This is a genomic window from uncultured Gimesia sp., from assembly GCF_963976445.1.
Lineage (GTDB): Bacteria > Planctomycetota > Planctomycetia > Planctomycetales > Planctomycetaceae > Gimesia.
Genome location: NZ_CAXBKP010000005.1, coordinates 34388 through 51543, shown reverse-complemented (window position 1 = coordinate 51543; position 17156 = coordinate 34388). Strand labels below are relative to the sequence as shown.

General features: G+C 49.1%; 13 protein-coding genes. 5 read left to right on the top strand and 8 right to left on the bottom strand.

The features are described 5' to 3' along the window. The gene (locus tag AAC022_RS07435; RefSeq protein WP_339729619.1) at nt 1-1722 is read right to left on the bottom strand and encodes a glutamine--tRNA ligase/YqeY domain fusion protein; all 1722 of its coding nucleotides are present in this window, start codon (nt 1720-1722) and stop codon (nt 1-3) included. A gap of 58 nt (nt 1723-1780) precedes the next feature. After that, complete coding sequence (gltX, locus tag AAC022_RS07430; protein ID WP_339729618.1) at nt 1781-3352, bottom strand: glutamate--tRNA ligase; 1572 nt, start codon at nt 3350-3352, stop codon at nt 1781-1783. 237 nt (nt 3353-3589) lie between these two features. Between gltX and AAC022_RS07425 the strand changes: the two genes are divergently transcribed. Next, nucleotides 3590-4252 carry a hypothetical protein gene (locus AAC022_RS07425; protein WP_339729616.1) on the top strand — a complete coding sequence of 221 codons (663 nt, stop codon included), beginning with the start codon at nt 3590-3592 and terminating at the stop codon, nt 4250-4252. 39 nt (nt 4253-4291) lie between these two features. Here the strand turns inward: AAC022_RS07425 and AAC022_RS07420 are convergent, their stop codons facing one another. Both AAC022_RS07420 and AAC022_RS07415 read right to left on the bottom strand, forming a co-directional pair. Beyond that, nucleotides 4292-4666, bottom strand: a complete 375-nt coding sequence (locus tag AAC022_RS07420) for a DNA polymerase ligase N-terminal domain-containing protein (protein ID WP_339729615.1) — start codon at nt 4664-4666, stop codon at nt 4292-4294. A gap of 11 nt (nt 4667-4677) precedes the next feature. Beyond that, nucleotides 4678-5799, bottom strand: coding sequence for a glycosyltransferase family 4 protein (locus AAC022_RS07415; protein ID WP_339729613.1), 1122 nt, complete (start codon nt 5797-5799; stop codon nt 4678-4680). A 127-nt stretch (nt 5800-5926) separates the two neighbouring features. Here AAC022_RS07415 and AAC022_RS07410 point away from each other — a divergent pair, with 127 nt between their 5' ends. After that, nucleotides 5927-7105 carry an endonuclease/exonuclease/phosphatase family protein gene (locus tag AAC022_RS07410; RefSeq protein WP_339729611.1) on the top strand — a complete coding sequence of 393 codons (1179 nt, stop codon included), beginning with the start codon at nt 5927-5929 and terminating at the stop codon, nt 7103-7105. Between the two features lie 13 nt (nt 7106-7118). On the opposite strand, the gene AAC022_RS07405 is transcribed toward AAC022_RS07410, so the two are convergent. After that, nucleotides 7119-8306: a metallophosphoesterase gene (locus AAC022_RS07405; RefSeq protein ID WP_339729609.1), complete on the bottom strand. Its 1188-nt coding sequence runs from the start codon at nt 8304-8306 to the stop codon at nt 7119-7121. A 215-nt stretch (nt 8307-8521) separates the two neighbouring features. On the opposite strand from AAC022_RS07405, the gene AAC022_RS07400 reads away from it, so the two are divergent. Both AAC022_RS07400 and AAC022_RS07395 read left to right on the top strand, forming a co-directional pair. Continuing rightward, nucleotides 8522-10351: a UbiD family decarboxylase gene (locus AAC022_RS07400; RefSeq protein WP_339729607.1), complete on the top strand. Its 1830-nt coding sequence runs from the start codon at nt 8522-8524 to the stop codon at nt 10349-10351. 172 nt (nt 10352-10523) lie between these two features. Continuing rightward, entirely contained in the window at nt 10524-11471 is a 948-nt protein-coding gene (locus tag AAC022_RS07395; protein WP_339729605.1) for an alpha/beta hydrolase-fold protein, read from the top strand. A 34-nt stretch (nt 11472-11505) separates the two neighbouring features. Here AAC022_RS07395 and AAC022_RS07390 read toward each other — a convergent pair whose 3' ends face one another. Both AAC022_RS07390 and sppA read right to left on the bottom strand, forming a co-directional pair. Beyond that, nucleotides 11506-12336: a hypothetical protein gene (locus AAC022_RS07390; protein ID WP_339729603.1), complete on the bottom strand. Its 831-nt coding sequence runs from the start codon at nt 12334-12336 to the stop codon at nt 11506-11508. Nucleotides 12337-12381: 45 nt separating this feature from the next. Next, nucleotides 12382-13425, bottom strand: coding sequence for a signal peptide peptidase SppA (sppA, locus tag AAC022_RS07385; RefSeq protein ID WP_339729602.1), 1044 nt, complete (start codon nt 13423-13425; stop codon nt 12382-12384). A 432-nt stretch (nt 13426-13857) separates the two neighbouring features. Between sppA and AAC022_RS07380 the strand changes: the two genes are divergently transcribed. Further along, complete coding sequence (locus AAC022_RS07380) at nt 13858-15723, top strand: hypothetical protein (protein ID WP_339729600.1); 1866 nt, start codon at nt 13858-13860, stop codon at nt 15721-15723. Between the two features lie 93 nt (nt 15724-15816). Here the strand turns inward: AAC022_RS07380 and AAC022_RS07375 are convergent, their stop codons facing one another. Then, nucleotides 15817-16713, bottom strand: a complete 897-nt coding sequence (locus AAC022_RS07375; protein WP_339729598.1) for a phytoene/squalene synthase family protein — start codon at nt 16711-16713, stop codon at nt 15817-15819. Between the last annotated feature and the right edge of the window lie 443 nt (nt 16714-17156).

Below are 17156 nucleotides of genomic sequence, written 5' to 3'. Positions count from 1 at the left end.
CTACTTTTTCTTCTTACTTTTAGGTTGATTTTGGGCCTGTTTTTCCAGCTTGGCCCACGCATCACGCAGGGTAACTGTTCGATTGAAAACAGGCTTCTCTGAAGTAGAATCTCTACTGTCCACACAAAAGTATCCCAGGCGTTCAAACTGAAAACGACTACCTGGTTCCGCATCTTTCAAACTCGGTTCCAGCTTACACCCTGACAGAACTTGCAATGATTCCGAGTTGAGGTTGGTTTTGTAATCAACTCCGTCTGGTAGGTCTTCCGGATTGGGAGTGTTGAAGAGATGGTCGTAGAGCCGCACTTCGGCATCAACGGCGTGTGGTTCAGAGACCCAGTGAATCGTGGCTTTGACTTTTCGACCATCGGGAGCATTACCCCCTTTCGTTTCGGGATCGTAAGTGCAACGCAGTTCAACCACTTCCCCGGAATCGTCTTTGATCACATCCACACAGGTCACGAAATAGGCATACCGCAACCTGACCTCTTTACCCGGAGAGAGCCGGAAGAATTTCTTGGGTGGCTCTTCCATAAAATCTTCTTTCTCAATGTAAATCACTTTCGAGAAAGGTACTTTTCTAGTTCCCGCAGATTCATCGTTGGGATTATTTATGGCGTCCAGTTCTTCAGATGAGTCTTCGGGATAGTTTTCGATCACGACGCGTAGTGGATTTAAAACCCCCATCACTCGGGGCGCTTCCTGATTGAGATGATCGCGGATGCAATTTTCCAGAACGACTTTATCAGTCATCGAATTAAATTTTGTGACGCCAATCGTTTTACAGAACGCGCGTAATGCCTCCGAAGTCACTCCCCGACGACGCATGCCACAAATGGTCGGCATCCGTGGGTCATCCCACCCTGAAACAAAGTCCCCCTGCACCAGTTCCAACAATTTCCGTTTGCTCATCACCGTATAGGTCATGTTCAAGCGGGCGAATTCAATCTGCTGCGGGTGAAATACTTCGAGCTCATCCAGAATCCAGTCATACAGCGGGCGATGGTCTTCAAATTCGAGCGTACAAATCGAGTGCGTGATCTTTTCAATCGAATCGGAAATACAGTGCGTGTAATCGTACATAGGATAGATACACCATTTATCCCCTGTTCGGTGGTGATGCACATGCCGCACACGGTAGATGACTGGATCTCGCATGTGAAAATTCGGCGATGCCAGATCAATCTTGGCCCGTAGAACAAATTCGCCTTCCTTGAATTCGCCGTTTTTCATGCGTTCAAACAAGTCCAGATTTTCTTCAACGGATCGCGAACGCCCGGGGCTCGGTTTGCCCGGCTCGGTCGCCGTTCCACGATATTCGCGCATTTTATCAGCCGGTAAGTCACACGCGTATGCCTTCTCTTTTTTGATCAGGGTCACCGCAAACTCATACAGCTGATCGAAATAGTCTGATGCGAAATACTCGCGATCATCCCAGTCAAAACCAAGCCACCGCACGTCTTCTTTGATGGAATCCACGTATTCCACGTCTTCTTTTTCCGGGTTCGTATCGTCAAAACGCAGGTTGCAAAGCCCCCCCGGATTTTCATTGGCGACACCAAAATTCAGACAGATCGACTTCGCATGCCCGATGTGCAGATAGCCATTCGGCTCGGGAGGGAAACGGGTCTGCACACGTCCGTCATGCTTGCCCGTACGATTATCTTCCTGAATCATCGCGCGAATAAAATCGGTTGATGTTTTTTCTTCGGAAGCTGACATCCCCTACTCCTTAAATGATTTTACCAATCACAGGACCAGCCTGTTTTTGTTTCGTTAGTTACTCACTCTGACTGAGGGCAATCGCCCGGTCAATCCGTCGAACGCAAGACTCTTTTCCCAAAATCGACAGGCAATCGAACATCCCGATCCCCGTCCCTTTTCCACTGACCGCAACACGCAGGGCATGAATGATCTGTCCCATGCCAATGCTCTCCGCTTCCACAAAGTCGTGCAGCAGTTTATCTAAGGCTTCTGCGCTGAAATCACTGGCCTGGGCTAACTCATTTTTGACTTTTTCCAACAGGGGCACAGCTTCTGCTGATTTTCGAATTCGTTTTTTGAATGCTTTCGGATCATACTCCAGCTGATCGTCGGCGACAAAAAATTCGTCAAAGTCCAGAATATCACTGGCTACTTTCAACCGGTCTTCCATTCCGATGATGACCTGGCTGATCCGCTGACTGGTCTCTGGATCGCCTGCATCCTTGACCAGGCCTGCTTTCTCCAAATACGGACTGCAACGTTCCACTTTTTCATCCAGAGACAACTGATTCATCCAGTGTGACTGAAAACTGAGTAATTTCTCAGGATCCAAGGCCGCAGCAGCTTTGACAATCCGATCCAACGTAAAGTTCTCGACTATTGTATCCAGCGACATATTTTCGGTCTTATCATCCAAAGACCAACCCAGTCGGGCCAAAGAATTTAAGATCGCTTCAGGCAGATAGCCAACTTTTTCGTAATATTCGACCATCACCGGATCCAGGCCACCCGCGTTTTCCAGACCGATCCGTGGAAAAACTGCTTCTGCCTTATCGAACATTTTTTTGAATTGAGGGCTTTTACGATATTGTTCGAGATTCCGTTTACTCAATTTTTTCTTCCCGCCAGGTGCCGCCACAAACGGAATGTGAGCAAACTGAGGCAGCTCATAACCGAGTGCCTGATAAATCAGAACCTGTACCGGAGTATTCGAAAGATGCTCTTCAGCCCTGATGACATGCGTGATCTGCATTTGTGCGTCGTCAATCACAGTCGCCAGATTATAGAGGGGTGTGCCGTTTGCCCGCAGGATGACCGGATCGGGCATCAAGCCGGCATCAAATTCCACATGCCCTCGCACGGCATCATCAATCTGAATTTTCTGATCGCGGGGAACCAGCAGACGCACGACAGAAGGGCGGCCTTCTGCTTCGTATTGTTCTTTTTCACTCTCCGTCAATTCCAGCGAACGACGAAGATTCAGGAAGTTTCGTTTTTCTTTCTCTGCTGCTTCACGATCGGCCTGTATCTGCTCGGGTGTTTCATAACAGCGGTACGCCTTCCCATCCTCCAGAAGTTGATCGACGGCGGCCCGATAAAGATCATTCCGCTCGGATTGAAAGTACGGGCCATATTCTCCCCCGATTTCCGGACCCTCATCCCAATCTAGTCCCAGCCATTTAAAAGCCTGCAGAATGGGTCCGAGTGCTTCGGATATATTGCGTTCTTGATCGGTATCATCAATACGAAGAATGAATTGTCCCCCATTGTGCCGCGCCCAGAGCCAATTGAATAAGGCGGTACGCATGCCACCAATGTGCATGTAGCCGGTGGGACTGGGGGCAAAACGGGTTCGGACGGTACTCATAAACGGGCTCTTATTCTTTCACTTTAGCAACCGGAATGAAGGTTCCTGCTGGATTAAACAAGGCAGACTCGAAGGCGTCTCCCAGCAGTCCTGATTCGGACGACTGATCATAAAAGACCTTCAACGGTTCGACAAGTATATTTAAAGATACAACTTAGCGTTATTTTGCCTTTTCTATAGATTCTCGCCTCACGGACCGGTCTTGACGCTTCTGCCCACCCCACCTAGCATTTCTGCATGAAACGCTTTCTATTGCTTCTGTTTTTACTACTGCTTCTCCTGGGAGGGGTCGCTGGCGGACTGTATTGGTCCTCTGCTCAAGTGCCTGAATTTTATCAGGAAGCACTTCAGGAACAGTCACAGCCGGAGGTCAGGCAAGAGGAAGCGAAAGAATTTGTTCAGCGTTCGATGCAAGTGGTCAATGACGTCCGCAATAAAGAACCGGTCTGGTCGCAGGAATTCAGCGAACAACAGGTGAATTCCTGGTTGGCAGAAGAATTACACCAGAAGTATAACGAATGGGTGCCGGACGGAATTTCTGATCCCCGCGTGAAATTTGAAAAAGATCAGGTCGAACTGGGGTTTCACCTGACACTCAAAAAATGGTCGGGCATCATCAGCCTGAAATTCAAGCCTTGGTTGCTGAAGGAGAATCAACTCGTTCTGGAGCTGGATAAAGCCCGTGCCGGACTGCTCCCCATTCCCATTGATGATGCGATTACTGATCTGATACAGGAAGCGCGAGCAGAAGGCTGGTTTATCGAATGGGGACAGATGAATGGCAACGATGTCTTAATCGTGTATCTCGATCGGGGGAAATCAGAGTTCCCTGACTTAACGGCCCTTGGTGTCGAGCCGGGTGTGTTTCGCATCGCCGGTAAAGCCGAGATCAAAAAATAGTTCTCACCTGAATCGGAACATCTTCACTCTGTGATCTGTTCAAAAGAACGCCGTGTAATTCAGACTCCACTGATTTTCCTCATCCATTTTTTTGAGCGTCACTCGTCCCGCCAGTTCTTCCCCCGTCAACAGTGCGACAATCAACTCATCGTTCATTTCCAGAAGTGAAAGTGAACCATGGTCCCACCGGCTGACTTCTCCACGATCACCGCTGACCGGCCCTTCGTATTCCAGGTAAGCAATCCGATGGTCCGGCAAGGCTTCCGCGACGAGATCGATCGATGATTCATCCGAGGCAGGGTCAATCTCTGGGGGTGAAGGCAGACGCCAGGTTTTGAGGACTCCTTCCTGTTCCAGCATTAAATCCCAATGCAGTTCAGGAAAATCATGGCGTAGTATCACATACTGTTGCATAACGCGTCTCTTCAGGAAATGGTTTGATTAATGAGTTGATCCCAGGTTTTAAAATAGCGGGCGACGGAAAATCGCTCAGTTACCTGTAGATTATGAACGGCGACCTCTTTGCGTAAACGTTCATCCTGAATGAATTCTCGCATCTGGCTGGTCAATTCGCTCACATTTTCGGCAGGCACAAGGGCGACGTGCAGGTCTTCACGTGCGATATCAGCCGGACCGCTTTCACAGTCAAAGCTGATACACGCTAAGCCACGGGACATCGCCTGCAGCAACGCATTTGGAAATCCTTCATACCGCGAGGGGAGTACGAATAGATCTCCCTGATCCAGAAGCCGTTCCGGATCGGCGGCCCAGCCTGCAAGTTCGATCTGCTCCTCTAAGCCGCGTTCACTAATGATTGCCTGCAGCGATTCGCGTAGAGGCCCCTCACCCAAAATACGCAGTTTCCACTCAGGAAATTCGTGTGCCAGAGAAGAGAAAGCATCGATGAGTAAATCGAAACCTTTTTCATGCGAGAGTCGTCCCATTCCGAAAATCAGATGCGACGGCGGGCGTTCAAGAACAATCTGTTCGGTAACAACGGGCACATCGGATGAACGAGGCGAGGGCACCGCATTCGGAATGACTTCAATTGGGATCGAACTTAACCACTGTCGGAAGTGTTGGGCGACTCCCGCTGTCTGAACGACCAATGTAGCCGCTTGGGGATATGTGTATTTGCGCAATGTAGACCATAAACGGCCGATCGGATGATGCCGTGGATCAGAACGTTCGGAAATCAGAACAGGCCACTTCGACTTGCGCGACGCCAGAAGGGTCAGCACATTCATACGATCGGTCAGACTGATCACAACATCCGGCTCTGACTTAGCAATCGCTTCTCGCAATTTTTTGACTCTGTGCCAGTTATTCGTAATGGATTGCCATAGATTGTTTGAGTCCTGCATGAGCCCCAATGCGTGTCGCTGAACCGATTCTGCCAGTTGAAAGGTATCGGTCTCTACAGAATCCAGTGTGATCAGCGTGACCGTCTCTCCCTCCTGAGCCCAATGATTGGCCATCATCGCAGCGACACCTTCAGCACCGCCGAGGCTGAGGGATGGAACAGTGATCGTCAGTCGTCGAGGCAAGGTAGTGAGAGCCCTTAATGTAAGCCATTACCAGCATATAAGATACAGCATTGATCGTTTACGGAAAATCGATCACCGTTCAGCGTATCGTATCTATCTGTGATCGGCAAGGGGGACCGATTTGATCATGAATACCGGCGGGGAATTGCTCTACACCCGAATCATGATATTTGTTAAATTGCGTCTCCTTTCTCCCGTCTATCTTACTGAGACAGACACCTCAATCTCAATCAATCCCATTGGCATTCTCGTCAGTCGCAATACCACGGATGGTACTATGACCAGTAAACCCAAGAAAAAAACTTCGCTCATCAAATCATGGAAACTCCGTGGACTGACATTACTGTTGGTTGGTTTGCTGGGCGGAGGCATGTTTCATTTCGGGATCAAACCGAAGCAGGTCACACGGTGGGTTACTGATTTTGTCTCTTCCACGGCTTCCAGTTCGACTCCTTCAGACTGGAATGCGACTGAAATCGATCTGCCGCGCAGCGAGAATTCCATTCGCATCGCTTCGTTCAATATTCAAGTCTTTGGCCAGAGTAAAATGCAAAAGCCAGAGGTCCCTCAAATTCTGGCGCGCATCGTCCAGCAGTTTGATGTCATCGCGATTCAGGAAATTCGGTCACAGGATCAGACAGTCATGGATGAATTTCTGAGCATTGTTAATTCCGGGGATCATCGGTACGCCTATCTCCTCGGCACCAGACAAGGCAGAACCGCCAGCAAGGAACAATATGCTTACTTCTATAATACAGATCGCATCAGAGTGAATGAGAAATGGACTTATACCGTCATCGACAAATATGACAAATTACACCGCCCGCCTTATGTCGCGCATTTTCAAACGCTGAGCCCTTCCAGTGAAAACCCCTTTACATTTTCCCTGATTAATATTCACACCGATCCGGATGAAACCAAACAGGAACTCAATGTTTTGGACGATGTCTTTCGCGTGGTAGCCAACGATGGCAGCCAGGAAGATGATGTGATCCTGCTGGGCGATCTCAATGTTGATGATCAGCACTTGGGAGAGTTAGGCATGGTTCCTGATATGATGTGGACCGTTTCCAAAACCCCCACCAACACCAGGAAATCAAAACAGTACGATAATATTCTGTTCAACCGCCATCGCTCGCAGGAGTTTACAGGCAAGTCTGGCGTGTATGATTTCCAGACGCGTTTTAAACTGTCTGAAAAGGAAGCCATAAGCGTTTCGGACCATTTCCCCATCTGGGCAGAGTTCCATATTTCGGAAAAAAGTTCCGTGCGTCAAGCGTCGGCAGGGCTATCTAAACCGCGCTGAATCCGACTCACGTTCAACGATCTTCTGTATTAGTTGTACGCAGCGTCAACAGGCTGATTTCCGGCCGGCAGAACCAGCGTAATGGATGGATCCCGGAGACTCCGCGACTGACGTGCAACAAGGTTGAACCACGGGCAAACGTCCCGCTCGCATAACGTGTCCCATGCCGACTGGGGGCAAAAACGGGACCAATCAAAGGAAATCGGACCTGCCCGCCATGCGTGTGACCAGATAGCATCAGGTCATACCCCTCGCGAGTCGCCCAGTGAAAATTGTCCGGCGTATGACTGACTAGCAGCAGGAAGTCTGAAACCGTCTCAGACATTTCACTCCTGAGAATTTCCGGATGTGTTCCCATCCAGGGAACTTCGGTGCCTGCAATTTGCATCGCATGGCCGACATGCTCCAGGCGCAGCGTCTGGGCAGCGATATCCGTCCAGCCTCTGTCGATTAATGACTGACGTATCTGATCGCTCTGTTGATTCCAGTCATGATTCCCCAGAATGAAGTATTGTCCGAGTGGGGCTTTGAATATTCCAAGCGTGTCGTCCAGCCAGTCGAGACATTTCATCTCATCCAGCAAGTCGCCTGCGAAGATGATCAGATCAGGCTCCGTTTCCTGTGCGACCCGACACAGCTCGACAAAATACTCGCGTTTTAATGTGCCGGAAAAATGAAGGTCACTCAAATGTAAAATTGTCAGACCTTCCCATTCCGCCGGCAGTCGATCCAGGACAAATGTTTTTCGAGTGAATTCAACACTAAAAATCTCGTTAAATGGCAAACCAGCCAGATAATGATAGGGCCCCTCGCCGATCAGATCCTGATTGAGCCGCTGGCGCATGTGGATCAGTTCAGACTGGTGTTCGGTCTGCTGCCGGGGTGGTTTGTAAAACAGATGCCGGAACCCGGAACACAATAAGCCCATAAATCCCAAGGCACTTACCAGCAGAACAGGCTTCCACCAGAAAGGGAGTTGACTCCAGTCCCCACCCACTAAAACCCCTGGTGTGCTCAATCCGACGGAGAGAAACAGCACAATGGGGAACAGGACAATGAGCAATTCAGCAACATGTCTGAATCTCTTGAGCCAAGCCTCATGTATTGGCTGGGCGTGCGTGCGATTGATGACCATGATCCAGAGTTCCGCGTGGCCGATCGACAGCATCAGCAATATCAGTCCATTGGTGATTGCTTCCATGATAATCTTAGCACACTTCGCGAATACGGATCTGAAGATAAGAATGAATACATCTATAGGCGAATCATAGAAACTCGATGCTGGAATGCAAATGCAAACGGAGCTGCAATCCAGTGTTCCACGGTCTTCTGCGTGGTATAATTCACCAGCAACCGTTAATCTGCTGATTACAACATAAGACAAATTTAATTCTCTAGGAATGGAACAGCGCCCCGATGGGATACCGAGGACTGCGTGAGTGTGTCAATGATCTGGAACGAACGGGACAGCTGATCCGGATCGAACAGGAGATCGACGCGAACCTGGAAGCAGCAGAAATCCAACGCCGCGTCTATCAGGCGGGGGGGCCTGCCCTGTATTTTGCCAAAGTTCGTGATTGCCGGTTTCCGATGGTCAGCAATCTATTCGGCACGCTGGAACGTACACGCTATATTTTTCGCGATGCCCTGGCCGCGGTTAATCATCTGGTCGAACTAAAAGTCGATCCATCCCAGTTCTGGAAACACCCCTTTCGCTATCGCGATGTCCCATTTTCATTGCTGCATATGCTGCCCCGCTCCCGCTCGCGGGGACCCGTTATGGAACATCAAATTCAGATTCAAGATCTGCCGCAGCTAAAAAGCTGGCCCGATGATGGCGGTCCTTTTATTACCCTGCCTCAGGTCTATACGGAATCCCCCAAGCGGGGCGGGTTGATGAATTCCAATCTGGGGATGTACCGCATTCAACTAGGCGGAAATGAATATCAACCGAATAAACAGATCGGCATGCACTACCAGATTCACCGCAGTATTGGCGTGCATCATGCGGAAGCGATTGAAAAAGGCGAGCCGCTCAAAGTAAATATTTTCGTAGGTGGTGCGCCCGCGATGACTTTATCAGCAGTGATGCCCTTACCCGAAGGGCTTTCCGAACTCACGTTCGCCGGTGCACTCAGCAAACGCGCGATCCGGATGGTTCGCAACAAACAGGGTTTACCAATTTATGCAGATGCGGACTTCTGTATCACCGGCTGGATTGATCCAGAACAGTTACTTCCTGAAGGCCCGTTTGGCGATCACCTGGGTTACTACAGTCTGGCTCATCCGTTTCCAGTGATGAATGTCGAAGCCGTCTATCATCGTAAGGACGCGATCTGGCCATTCACCGTTGTCGGCCGACCTCCTCAGGAAGACACAGCTTTCGGAGCCATCATCCATGAAATCACGGGGCCTGCGATTCCCTCTGTGATTCCGGGCGTGCATCAGGTACATGCCGTCGACGCCGCCGGCGTGCATCCTTTACTGTTGGCTGTGGGTAGCGAACGGTATACCCCTTACGATCAGGAACGCAAGCCGCAGGAAATTTTGACAAACGCCAACGCCATTCTGGGACAGGGACAGCTCAGTCTGGCCAAATATCTGATGATTGTGGCCCGCGAAGACAATCCGGAACTGGACGCCGAAGACATCGAAGCATTTTTGTCGCAGCTGCTGGAACGTATTGACTGGAATCGTGACTTGCATTTTCAGACCTGTACCACCATGGATACGCTTGATTACTCGGGAACCGGTTTTAATTCCGGATCCAAACTTGTGATGGCGGCGGCAGGTCCCGTGAAACGCAACTTACAGACTACAATCCCAGAGAACGGTGTGTTACCGAGCGGCTTTTCTGATCCGCGACTCTGTCGACCGGGAATCCTTGCCGTGAAAGCACCTGCCTTTCAGGAACACAACACAGATCTCCGGCGATTCTGTTCTGAGCTCTCTTTAACAGACTCTTTCAACCAGTTTCCCTTGATCGTGCTCGTCGACGACAGTCAATTTACCGCCGCCAGCCTGAATAATTTTCTCTGGACTGTGTTCACGCGATCCAATCCTGCCTCTGATATCGATGGCATTGAAGCCTTTACAAAAGACAAACACTGGGGCTGTCGCGGGGCGCTCGTCATTGATGCGCGGATCAAACCGCATCACGCTCCCCCACTCATTGAAGACCCTGAAATCACCAGACGCGTTGACCAACTGGGAGCTCCCGGTGGCCCACTGCATGGGATTATTTAGCTCCCATTCCCGGATGGCTCATTTCTACAGCAAGGTTGACAGCACCTTGAAAGTTCTAAAGGACATCGACAACCCGTTTAGACACGAGTGTGTCATCTGGTTACAATCAAAGTAATTCCAAGTAAGAGTATTTATAAGAAGCAAAACTCAGACTCCGAAACAGGTACGAACCATGTTATACCGTCTCCTTCAACGAAAACCGTTTTACCATTTTTGTTTTGCCGTCACAGCCGCGATGTTACTCGTCGCCAATCCGGTCTGTGGACAACAGGCAAAACCGAAAAAGAAGCGACAGCCGTTTCGTTGGGTGAATGAGTTAAAGCAGGAACTTCCGGGTGTACAACACGCGACGTTTCGCAGCCCTTCCATGAAGGTGGATGTCGGCTACTGCATTTACCTGCCACCGCAGTACAATGATCCCCAAAACGGAACGCAACGCTTTCCCGTAGTGTATTACCTGCACGGCGGCCGTCCCGGCAGTGAAACGAAAAGCGTTCGACTGGCGCAACACGTTCACAAGCATATTTCAACAGGTGAGGTCACACCGATGATTTATGTGTTCGTGAATGGGGGACCAGTCAGTCACTATAACATGCCGGATCGAGATCACGCGATGGGGGAAGACGTCTTCGTGAAGGAGTTGATCCCCCATATCGATGCCACCTACCGGACCATGGCTAATCGTAAAGGTCGTGGGATCGAGGGCTTTTCCCAAGGCGGACGTGGCACGACGCGGATCATGTTTAAGCATCCGCAGCGTTTCTGTTCTGCAGCGCCGGGTGGAGCTGGTCATGCGACCGAGAAACGCATCTCAGAGGAAAATGGTCGCGAAAATGCGAACCTTGTTTTCGTCAAAGGAGATAACACATATGACCTGGCTCGCAAGTATGCAAAACATCCCCAACCAGAGCTTCGCATTCTGATTCATGTCGGCACCAAAGGCTTCAACTACCAGAACAATCTTGCATATATGGCCTTCTTGAAATCGCTCAATATTCCTTTTGAACAACTCATTGTTCCGGATGTACCACACAGCGCGATGAAGATATATGAAAAGGAAGGCCTCAAAATCATGCAGTTCCACGCTGATAATTTTCGAAAAGCCCGTATTAAAGATTAGGCTTATTCAAATAGGAAACGTTCCTGAGTGCATCTTAAGCTTGAGGCAGCCGTTTTAGCATACGCCGCGCTTTGCTTTTCCAGCGAACGAATTTGCGGGCAATGCCGCGTGGACTGCCATTAATATCAAGGAGCATCCCTTGCAGCGTTTTGCGCGCCGCCTGATGATCGCCAACTTCTGCTTCGAGTGTCGCTAAAATGAACAACGCCTCGGGCTGCCGCCAACGTTTGGTATGTTTAACCAGTTGCTCCCGTGCTGTTTCCGGAGAATCCAGCTCGCAGATCGTTTTGCTATACATCAGAGACACATCGCCAAATTTATATTCTGGCTCCGCTTCCAGAATTTTTTGACAACGTGCTTTGACACTTTCGAATTTTTTAAATTTCATTTCGATCTGCGCAGCACCCCATAATGCCTGCAAATTATCCGGTTCTTTTGCCAGAGCCTGCAGGTAGGCATCCAGACTTTTTTGATCGATGCCTGCCTCTTTCAACGCATCGCCCCAGCGGACAAACTGATAGGGATTCCCTATCTGTAAGGCAGCGGTCTCGAGCTCATTCAATTTGCGCTGACGAAAAAGCGGCCTTGCAAATTCAGGAAGTTGAACATGATTGGTCGGCAGCCAGCGGATTAAGAAATAAATAAACGCGCCCACAGGCTGAAAGACAAAAATCACCCAAAACCACAAAAAGCGGTCCGGATCCTTCCGGATACAGTCGACCAGCATCCAGATCCAGAACAGAAAGTACAGGAAACTAAAAATGTCCCCGATTATGCCCCAGACAGCCGATGGTGCACCATACAGACCTGGCTCATTCAAATAAGAATTCTCAGCAGGAGACAACGGTTCTTCTTGTGCAAACATACGCGCGTTTTATTTCTGGTAGAGACACTCTTCTGTCATGAATTTTTACCAAGCCGGCAAATCCCCCATCCAAGAGGCAAAGTACATGGCTCGTGGAACAGTCGAATCTAAAAGTGCCTGCTTTCGATTTTCAGCCTGACTCGCTTCGGCTGATCCCAGTAAAATATCAGCCAGCGATTTCGGATGGGAATATCTTATCACACGCACCTGATTAAGTCCCGTGATTTCCTTTAGTCGAGCGAGCGCGTCTTCCTGGTAGCCAATCTCATCGATCAATCCATTCTGCTTGGCATCTGTGGCAGGATAGATCTGCCCCGTCGCCAGTTTTTTTACTTGATCATAATCAAGGTTTTTTCGATTGTCGGTAATAATATTTAAAAAACGTTGATAAGACTCATCTAATATATGATCCCAGATGGCACGTTCCCTATCAGTAAGATTGCGGAACGGGTTTAACGCGTCTTTGAATTCCCCCGTCTTGAGCGGATCTGAAACAATCCCCACCTTTTCAGCCAGGCCACTCATATCAAAGCGGGGAATGATCACCCCCAATGAACCAGTCCACGTTGTTGGTTCGGCAAAAATGACTCCTTCTTCACCAGCGCCCATCGCGACATAATAACCACCCGAAGCAGCCATCCGCTTCATAGACACGACAATTCGTTTTGTTTTTCGTAATTCGACCAGCCGGTGATAAATTTGATGGCTATCGGCAACCAACCCTCCCGGGCTGTCGATTTCTAATAAAATGCCTTTTACCTGATCATCTTCATGTGCTCGTTTAATTGATCGTAAGATCCGTTCGGTGAACGGGGGCATGATGGTTCCCGTAATTGAAATGATGGCGATTTTCTCTTTGGCAAACTGATCGCCAGTCTCAAACTGCTCGGCCGGCCCGCCACCAATTGTAAAGTATTCCTGATACCAGGCATAAAAACCCAAGTTGAATACCACTGAAACCAACAACACCACTACCAGCCCGCGCATCAGCCACCGCCGCGAGCGTGGAGGTGGACATGGATTCTTGTGCTGCTGAACCAATTCGGACTGTTTCGCTACCAATTTCTCCTGTGCAGGCTGCTCTTCCATCTGCATAACTCCCTTCAGTTATTCTATTTCCGCTAGAGAAACAGATTTTGTTCCCTGATTCCATTCCATGCTGGTGCGAAATGGCAGCTGTTTTGACACATTGTAAAACAGGTAATCTACAAGCGATAGCAACACTACGGCAAGATTATCAATAAAAACGGTCGTTCGGGTCGATTCAAAGATCCCGCCAGAATCTATTACTACAACCGACATAGGCATCAAAACCAGAGCAGATTAACGACGATAGAAAACCCAGCAGGGCTTAGTCTGCATGATTGTGTCGATTATGCAGAACCAACCATTTGAAAGCAATATTCCGATTAATGAAGTCTCATCGATTCGAGAAATCATTCAAATCAGAATTATTTGAGTGCCGCTGAATGGAAGTCATTTGGCCCAACTCAAGACTCAGGAACCAGGAGATTTCAGGAGATGAAAGCAGGAACTCGCTTCTCCGCTCGCGTTTTAATATTCAGCGCGATTTCTGGCTTAGTGCTGACGAATTCGAATTTTCTGTCAGCGGAGGAATACTCCGTTCAGAATAATTCCAGTAAGCAGCAAAGCACCAGGACAGTGCGGAACCCACAAAACACTCTTATGAATGCCATTCAACGTGAAATGCATTCAGCACGTAGTACTGTAAAACCGCGTGTTCTTTTCCCACAAACGGAAAAGCAACCATCTCAAATTCAGCAGGTAGGATTAACTCTGAAACCAAGAGGATTCTTTCAGAAGAAGAGCAACAAAAACAAGACACAAACTAAGAAACCAGAGGAAAAGCGTCCGGTCATCGTCCGAAGCGGTAATCAAACTACTGGACCGCAATATCAGACTGCGGTTCCTCAGCCAAATGCGAAGCCTGGACAAAGTGAAATTCAGCGTCAGCTGGAAGCATTGTACCGAAGAGATGGTCGGCAGATGCCTCCGATGCAGTTAGATGCATTACCGAAAACAGCGAATTCCGGCTCTGCTGCTGGACGACGTTCGACAACTTCGAACGCAACGCCACAGAATGCCGCCGCTCCACAGAAGTTTGCAGGGCCTCCTCAGCAAAAATTACTTCCACAACTGGAAGAAAAAAAGAAATGGTATGAAAAGTTCTTACCAGCAAAAACAAAGCAAACTCCCAAGCGTCTTCCTCAGTCGCATCAGGTTGTGAAAAAGGCACCCGTTGAAGCTCCTGTAGCCACAAAAACCACTACTGCCCCACCACAACTGCCAGCGGCACCGGCTCCGGCACCGGCTCAACCATCGATTGTTGCAGGACCACCGATACCAGCAGAGCAAACAGAGTCGATTGCTAAGACTCCGATGCGAACAACGGAAGAGCTGGAGCTGGATGAAGAAGCGCGTGAAGAGTTAGAAGAAGAGGCTACTGAACGGCTTGAAGAGCAACGAATTGCTGCTGCAAAACAGGCCAAAGAAGCTGTTGTGAAAACTCCACTGATCGAAGAAGAGACGGCTGAAATCGCGCAAAAGAAGATCGTGATCAGCCCGGAAGATGATTTCAATAATCTGTTTCCCGAAATGTCGGAAGAGGAAGCTGACAGCTTCAAGAAACCCAAAGTAGCTCAGGAAGCACCGCCGAAGGAATCACCTCAGACTCCCTTCAGTGGTCTGGTACTGGAAGAAGACGGTCTGAAAAAATCAGACGAAAAGCCGGCTGAACCATCGGTACCTGCCAAAGAAGGAACGCCACAGGTTGCTCAGGAAACACCGAAAAAAGAGATGAATCCATTTGAGCCACAACCAGCGGCTCCGACGGCTCCTGAAAAAGAGGGGAACCCTTTCGAAGTTCCCGCACCTAAAGTGGCTGAAAAAGCGATGGAGAAACCAGAAGACAATCCATTCAAGCCACAGCCGGAACAAAAACTGGATACGCCACCTGCTCAACCAGAGAAACGGATCGCGACATCTGAGCCGGACAGTTCGATTGAAAAGAAACTGGCACTCATCGCCAGCCGAGGCAATATTAAAGGTCTGAAAGGCTTCTGCCCCGTCGCCTTACGTGATAACAGACTGCTTGTTGATGCTCGGCCTGAGTTCAGTTCTTCCTATAAATCGATGAACTACCAGTTTGCTTCACTCGAAAACAAACTGAAATTTGACAGGGAGCCTGCGAAATACGCACCTGCTGCCGGCGGAAGTGATCTCGTACTGTTAGTTGACCATCAGGATGACAAAGAAGGAACTCTTGATTTTGCATCCTGGTATAAAGGCAGACTCTATCTGTTCAGCAACCAGTCGAATATGAATGTGTTTATGAAAACTCCAGCATTGTATGTTGGCGTTGAATAATAAGTGAGCTTTGTTCCTGCTGCTCCTGGTAAGCTCCCGATAATCACACCGATTATCGGGAGCTTTCTTTTTTATACACCTCTGAAGTTCATATCATCTGTCAGAATGATTCGAATTCCAGCGCGAAGCGACAATGGCTTCACCCGCGATCAATAACTTCCGCCACTTCGGCAGCCCTGCCCGCGACGAATACACGTCGTACTCCATTCGCTCGATTTCACTCAGGATCCCGCCATAAATACGATACATGGCCTTCAGAATCCCTTGACCAGCGGGAGAAATATAATCGAATAAACGTTCCGAGTTCCGATAAAATCCCCTTGTCCGTTGAACTTCAAACTCCATCAGACTTCGGAATCGCTGATCATAGTTCCGTGATTGAATGTCGGCGGGCGCGTAGTCAAAGCGGTCCAGATCTTCCAGAGGTAAATACACTCGTCCCAACGCGATATCCTCAGACAGATCGCGCAAGATGTTGGTCATTTGAAAGGCAAGACCACATTCAATTCCCGCGTCAAATGCACGCTCATCATGAAACCCCCAGATGTGAATGCAACACAAGCCCACCACCCCGGCCACGTGATAACAATAGTCGGCTAGCACATCGAATGTCTCAAATGCAACAGGCTGCAAATCAGACTCCACGCCCGTGATCACATCGAAAAAATAACGCTGCGGAATTTCATAACGGCGAATGATATCCAGTAAAGCCGGGAAACAAGGATCAAACGGGGCTTCCTCTGAACGTGACTGAAGCTCTAGCGCCTGGACCAGTTCTCGTCGCCACTGTTTTAACGAAGCAGCGCGTTCCTCGGGTAAACGTTGCGGATGATCCCCCAGATCATCGACTGTCCTCATATAGGCATACAGCACGCACATCGCCTGAAACTGTTCCCTGCGCAATGCGAGAAAGGAATAGTAGAAATTCCCTGCAGTCTGTTTTGCCAGTTGCTGGCAGTAAGCATAGGAATCAGATAGGGATGCGGTCATCGAATCTCGTGAATCAGCAGAACACAGGCTGGTTATCAAACATTGACCAGCCATCATAACCACCGGCTGTTCAATTTCAAATCCGCTCCTGTTCCGCGATACAGATCCGGTTCATCAAATTTTCACGAAATTTCTGCCAGGCGCAGGAAACCATCACCCGCACAAATTTACACATCGATCACTCAAGAGAAGCAGTACCGTTTTCACGAACAATTTCCCCTTGATTTTGCCGAGAATCCCCCAAAAATAGACAAAATCATTTCCCCCCTGGCTCCTCTTTAGAGCGTACTGAAAGACATTAGTTATTCTGCAACGATTGATTCATCGCGGATTCACGAATTCAATCCAATCACGCACACCAGGATCTAATGCAATTTACTTGCAATAGACATTGACTACCGCAAATGATTTGCAATAATGATCGCATTGTTGCAATTCTTTTA

Excerpts from the sequence above, each read along its gene's own strand:
- AAC022_RS07435 (WP_339729619.1), bottom strand. The coding sequence starts at position 1,722 with ATGTCAGCTTCCGAAGAAAAAACATCAACCGATTTTATTCGCGCGATG.
- gltX (WP_339729618.1), bottom strand. The coding sequence starts at position 3,352 with ATGAGTACCGTCCGAACCCGTTTTGCCCCCAGTCCCACCGGCTACATG.
- AAC022_RS07425 (WP_339729616.1), top strand. The coding sequence starts at position 3,590 with ATGAAACGCTTTCTATTGCTTCTGTTTTTACTACTGCTTCTCCTGGGA.
- AAC022_RS07420 (WP_339729615.1), bottom strand. The coding sequence starts at position 4,666 with ATGCAACAGTATGTGATACTACGCCATGATTTTCCTGAACTGCATTGG.
- AAC022_RS07410 (WP_339729611.1), top strand. The coding sequence starts at position 5,927 with ATGAATACCGGCGGGGAATTGCTCTACACCCGAATCATGATATTTGTT.
- AAC022_RS07405 (WP_339729609.1), bottom strand. The coding sequence starts at position 8,306 with ATGGAAGCAATCACCAATGGACTGATATTGCTGATGCTGTCGATCGGC.
- AAC022_RS07400 (WP_339729607.1), top strand. The coding sequence starts at position 8,522 with ATGGGATACCGAGGACTGCGTGAGTGTGTCAATGATCTGGAACGAACG.
- AAC022_RS07395 (WP_339729605.1), top strand. The coding sequence starts at position 10,524 with ATGTTATACCGTCTCCTTCAACGAAAACCGTTTTACCATTTTTGTTTT.
- AAC022_RS07390 (WP_339729603.1), bottom strand. The coding sequence starts at position 12,336 with ATGTTTGCACAAGAAGAACCGTTGTCTCCTGCTGAGAATTCTTATTTG.
- sppA (WP_339729602.1), bottom strand. The coding sequence starts at position 13,425 with ATGGAAGAGCAGCCTGCACAGGAGAAATTGGTAGCGAAACAGTCCGAA.
- AAC022_RS07380 (WP_339729600.1), top strand. The coding sequence starts at position 13,858 with ATGAAAGCAGGAACTCGCTTCTCCGCTCGCGTTTTAATATTCAGCGCG.
- AAC022_RS07375 (WP_339729598.1), bottom strand. The coding sequence starts at position 16,713 with ATGACCGCATCCCTATCTGATTCCTATGCTTACTGCCAGCAACTGGCA.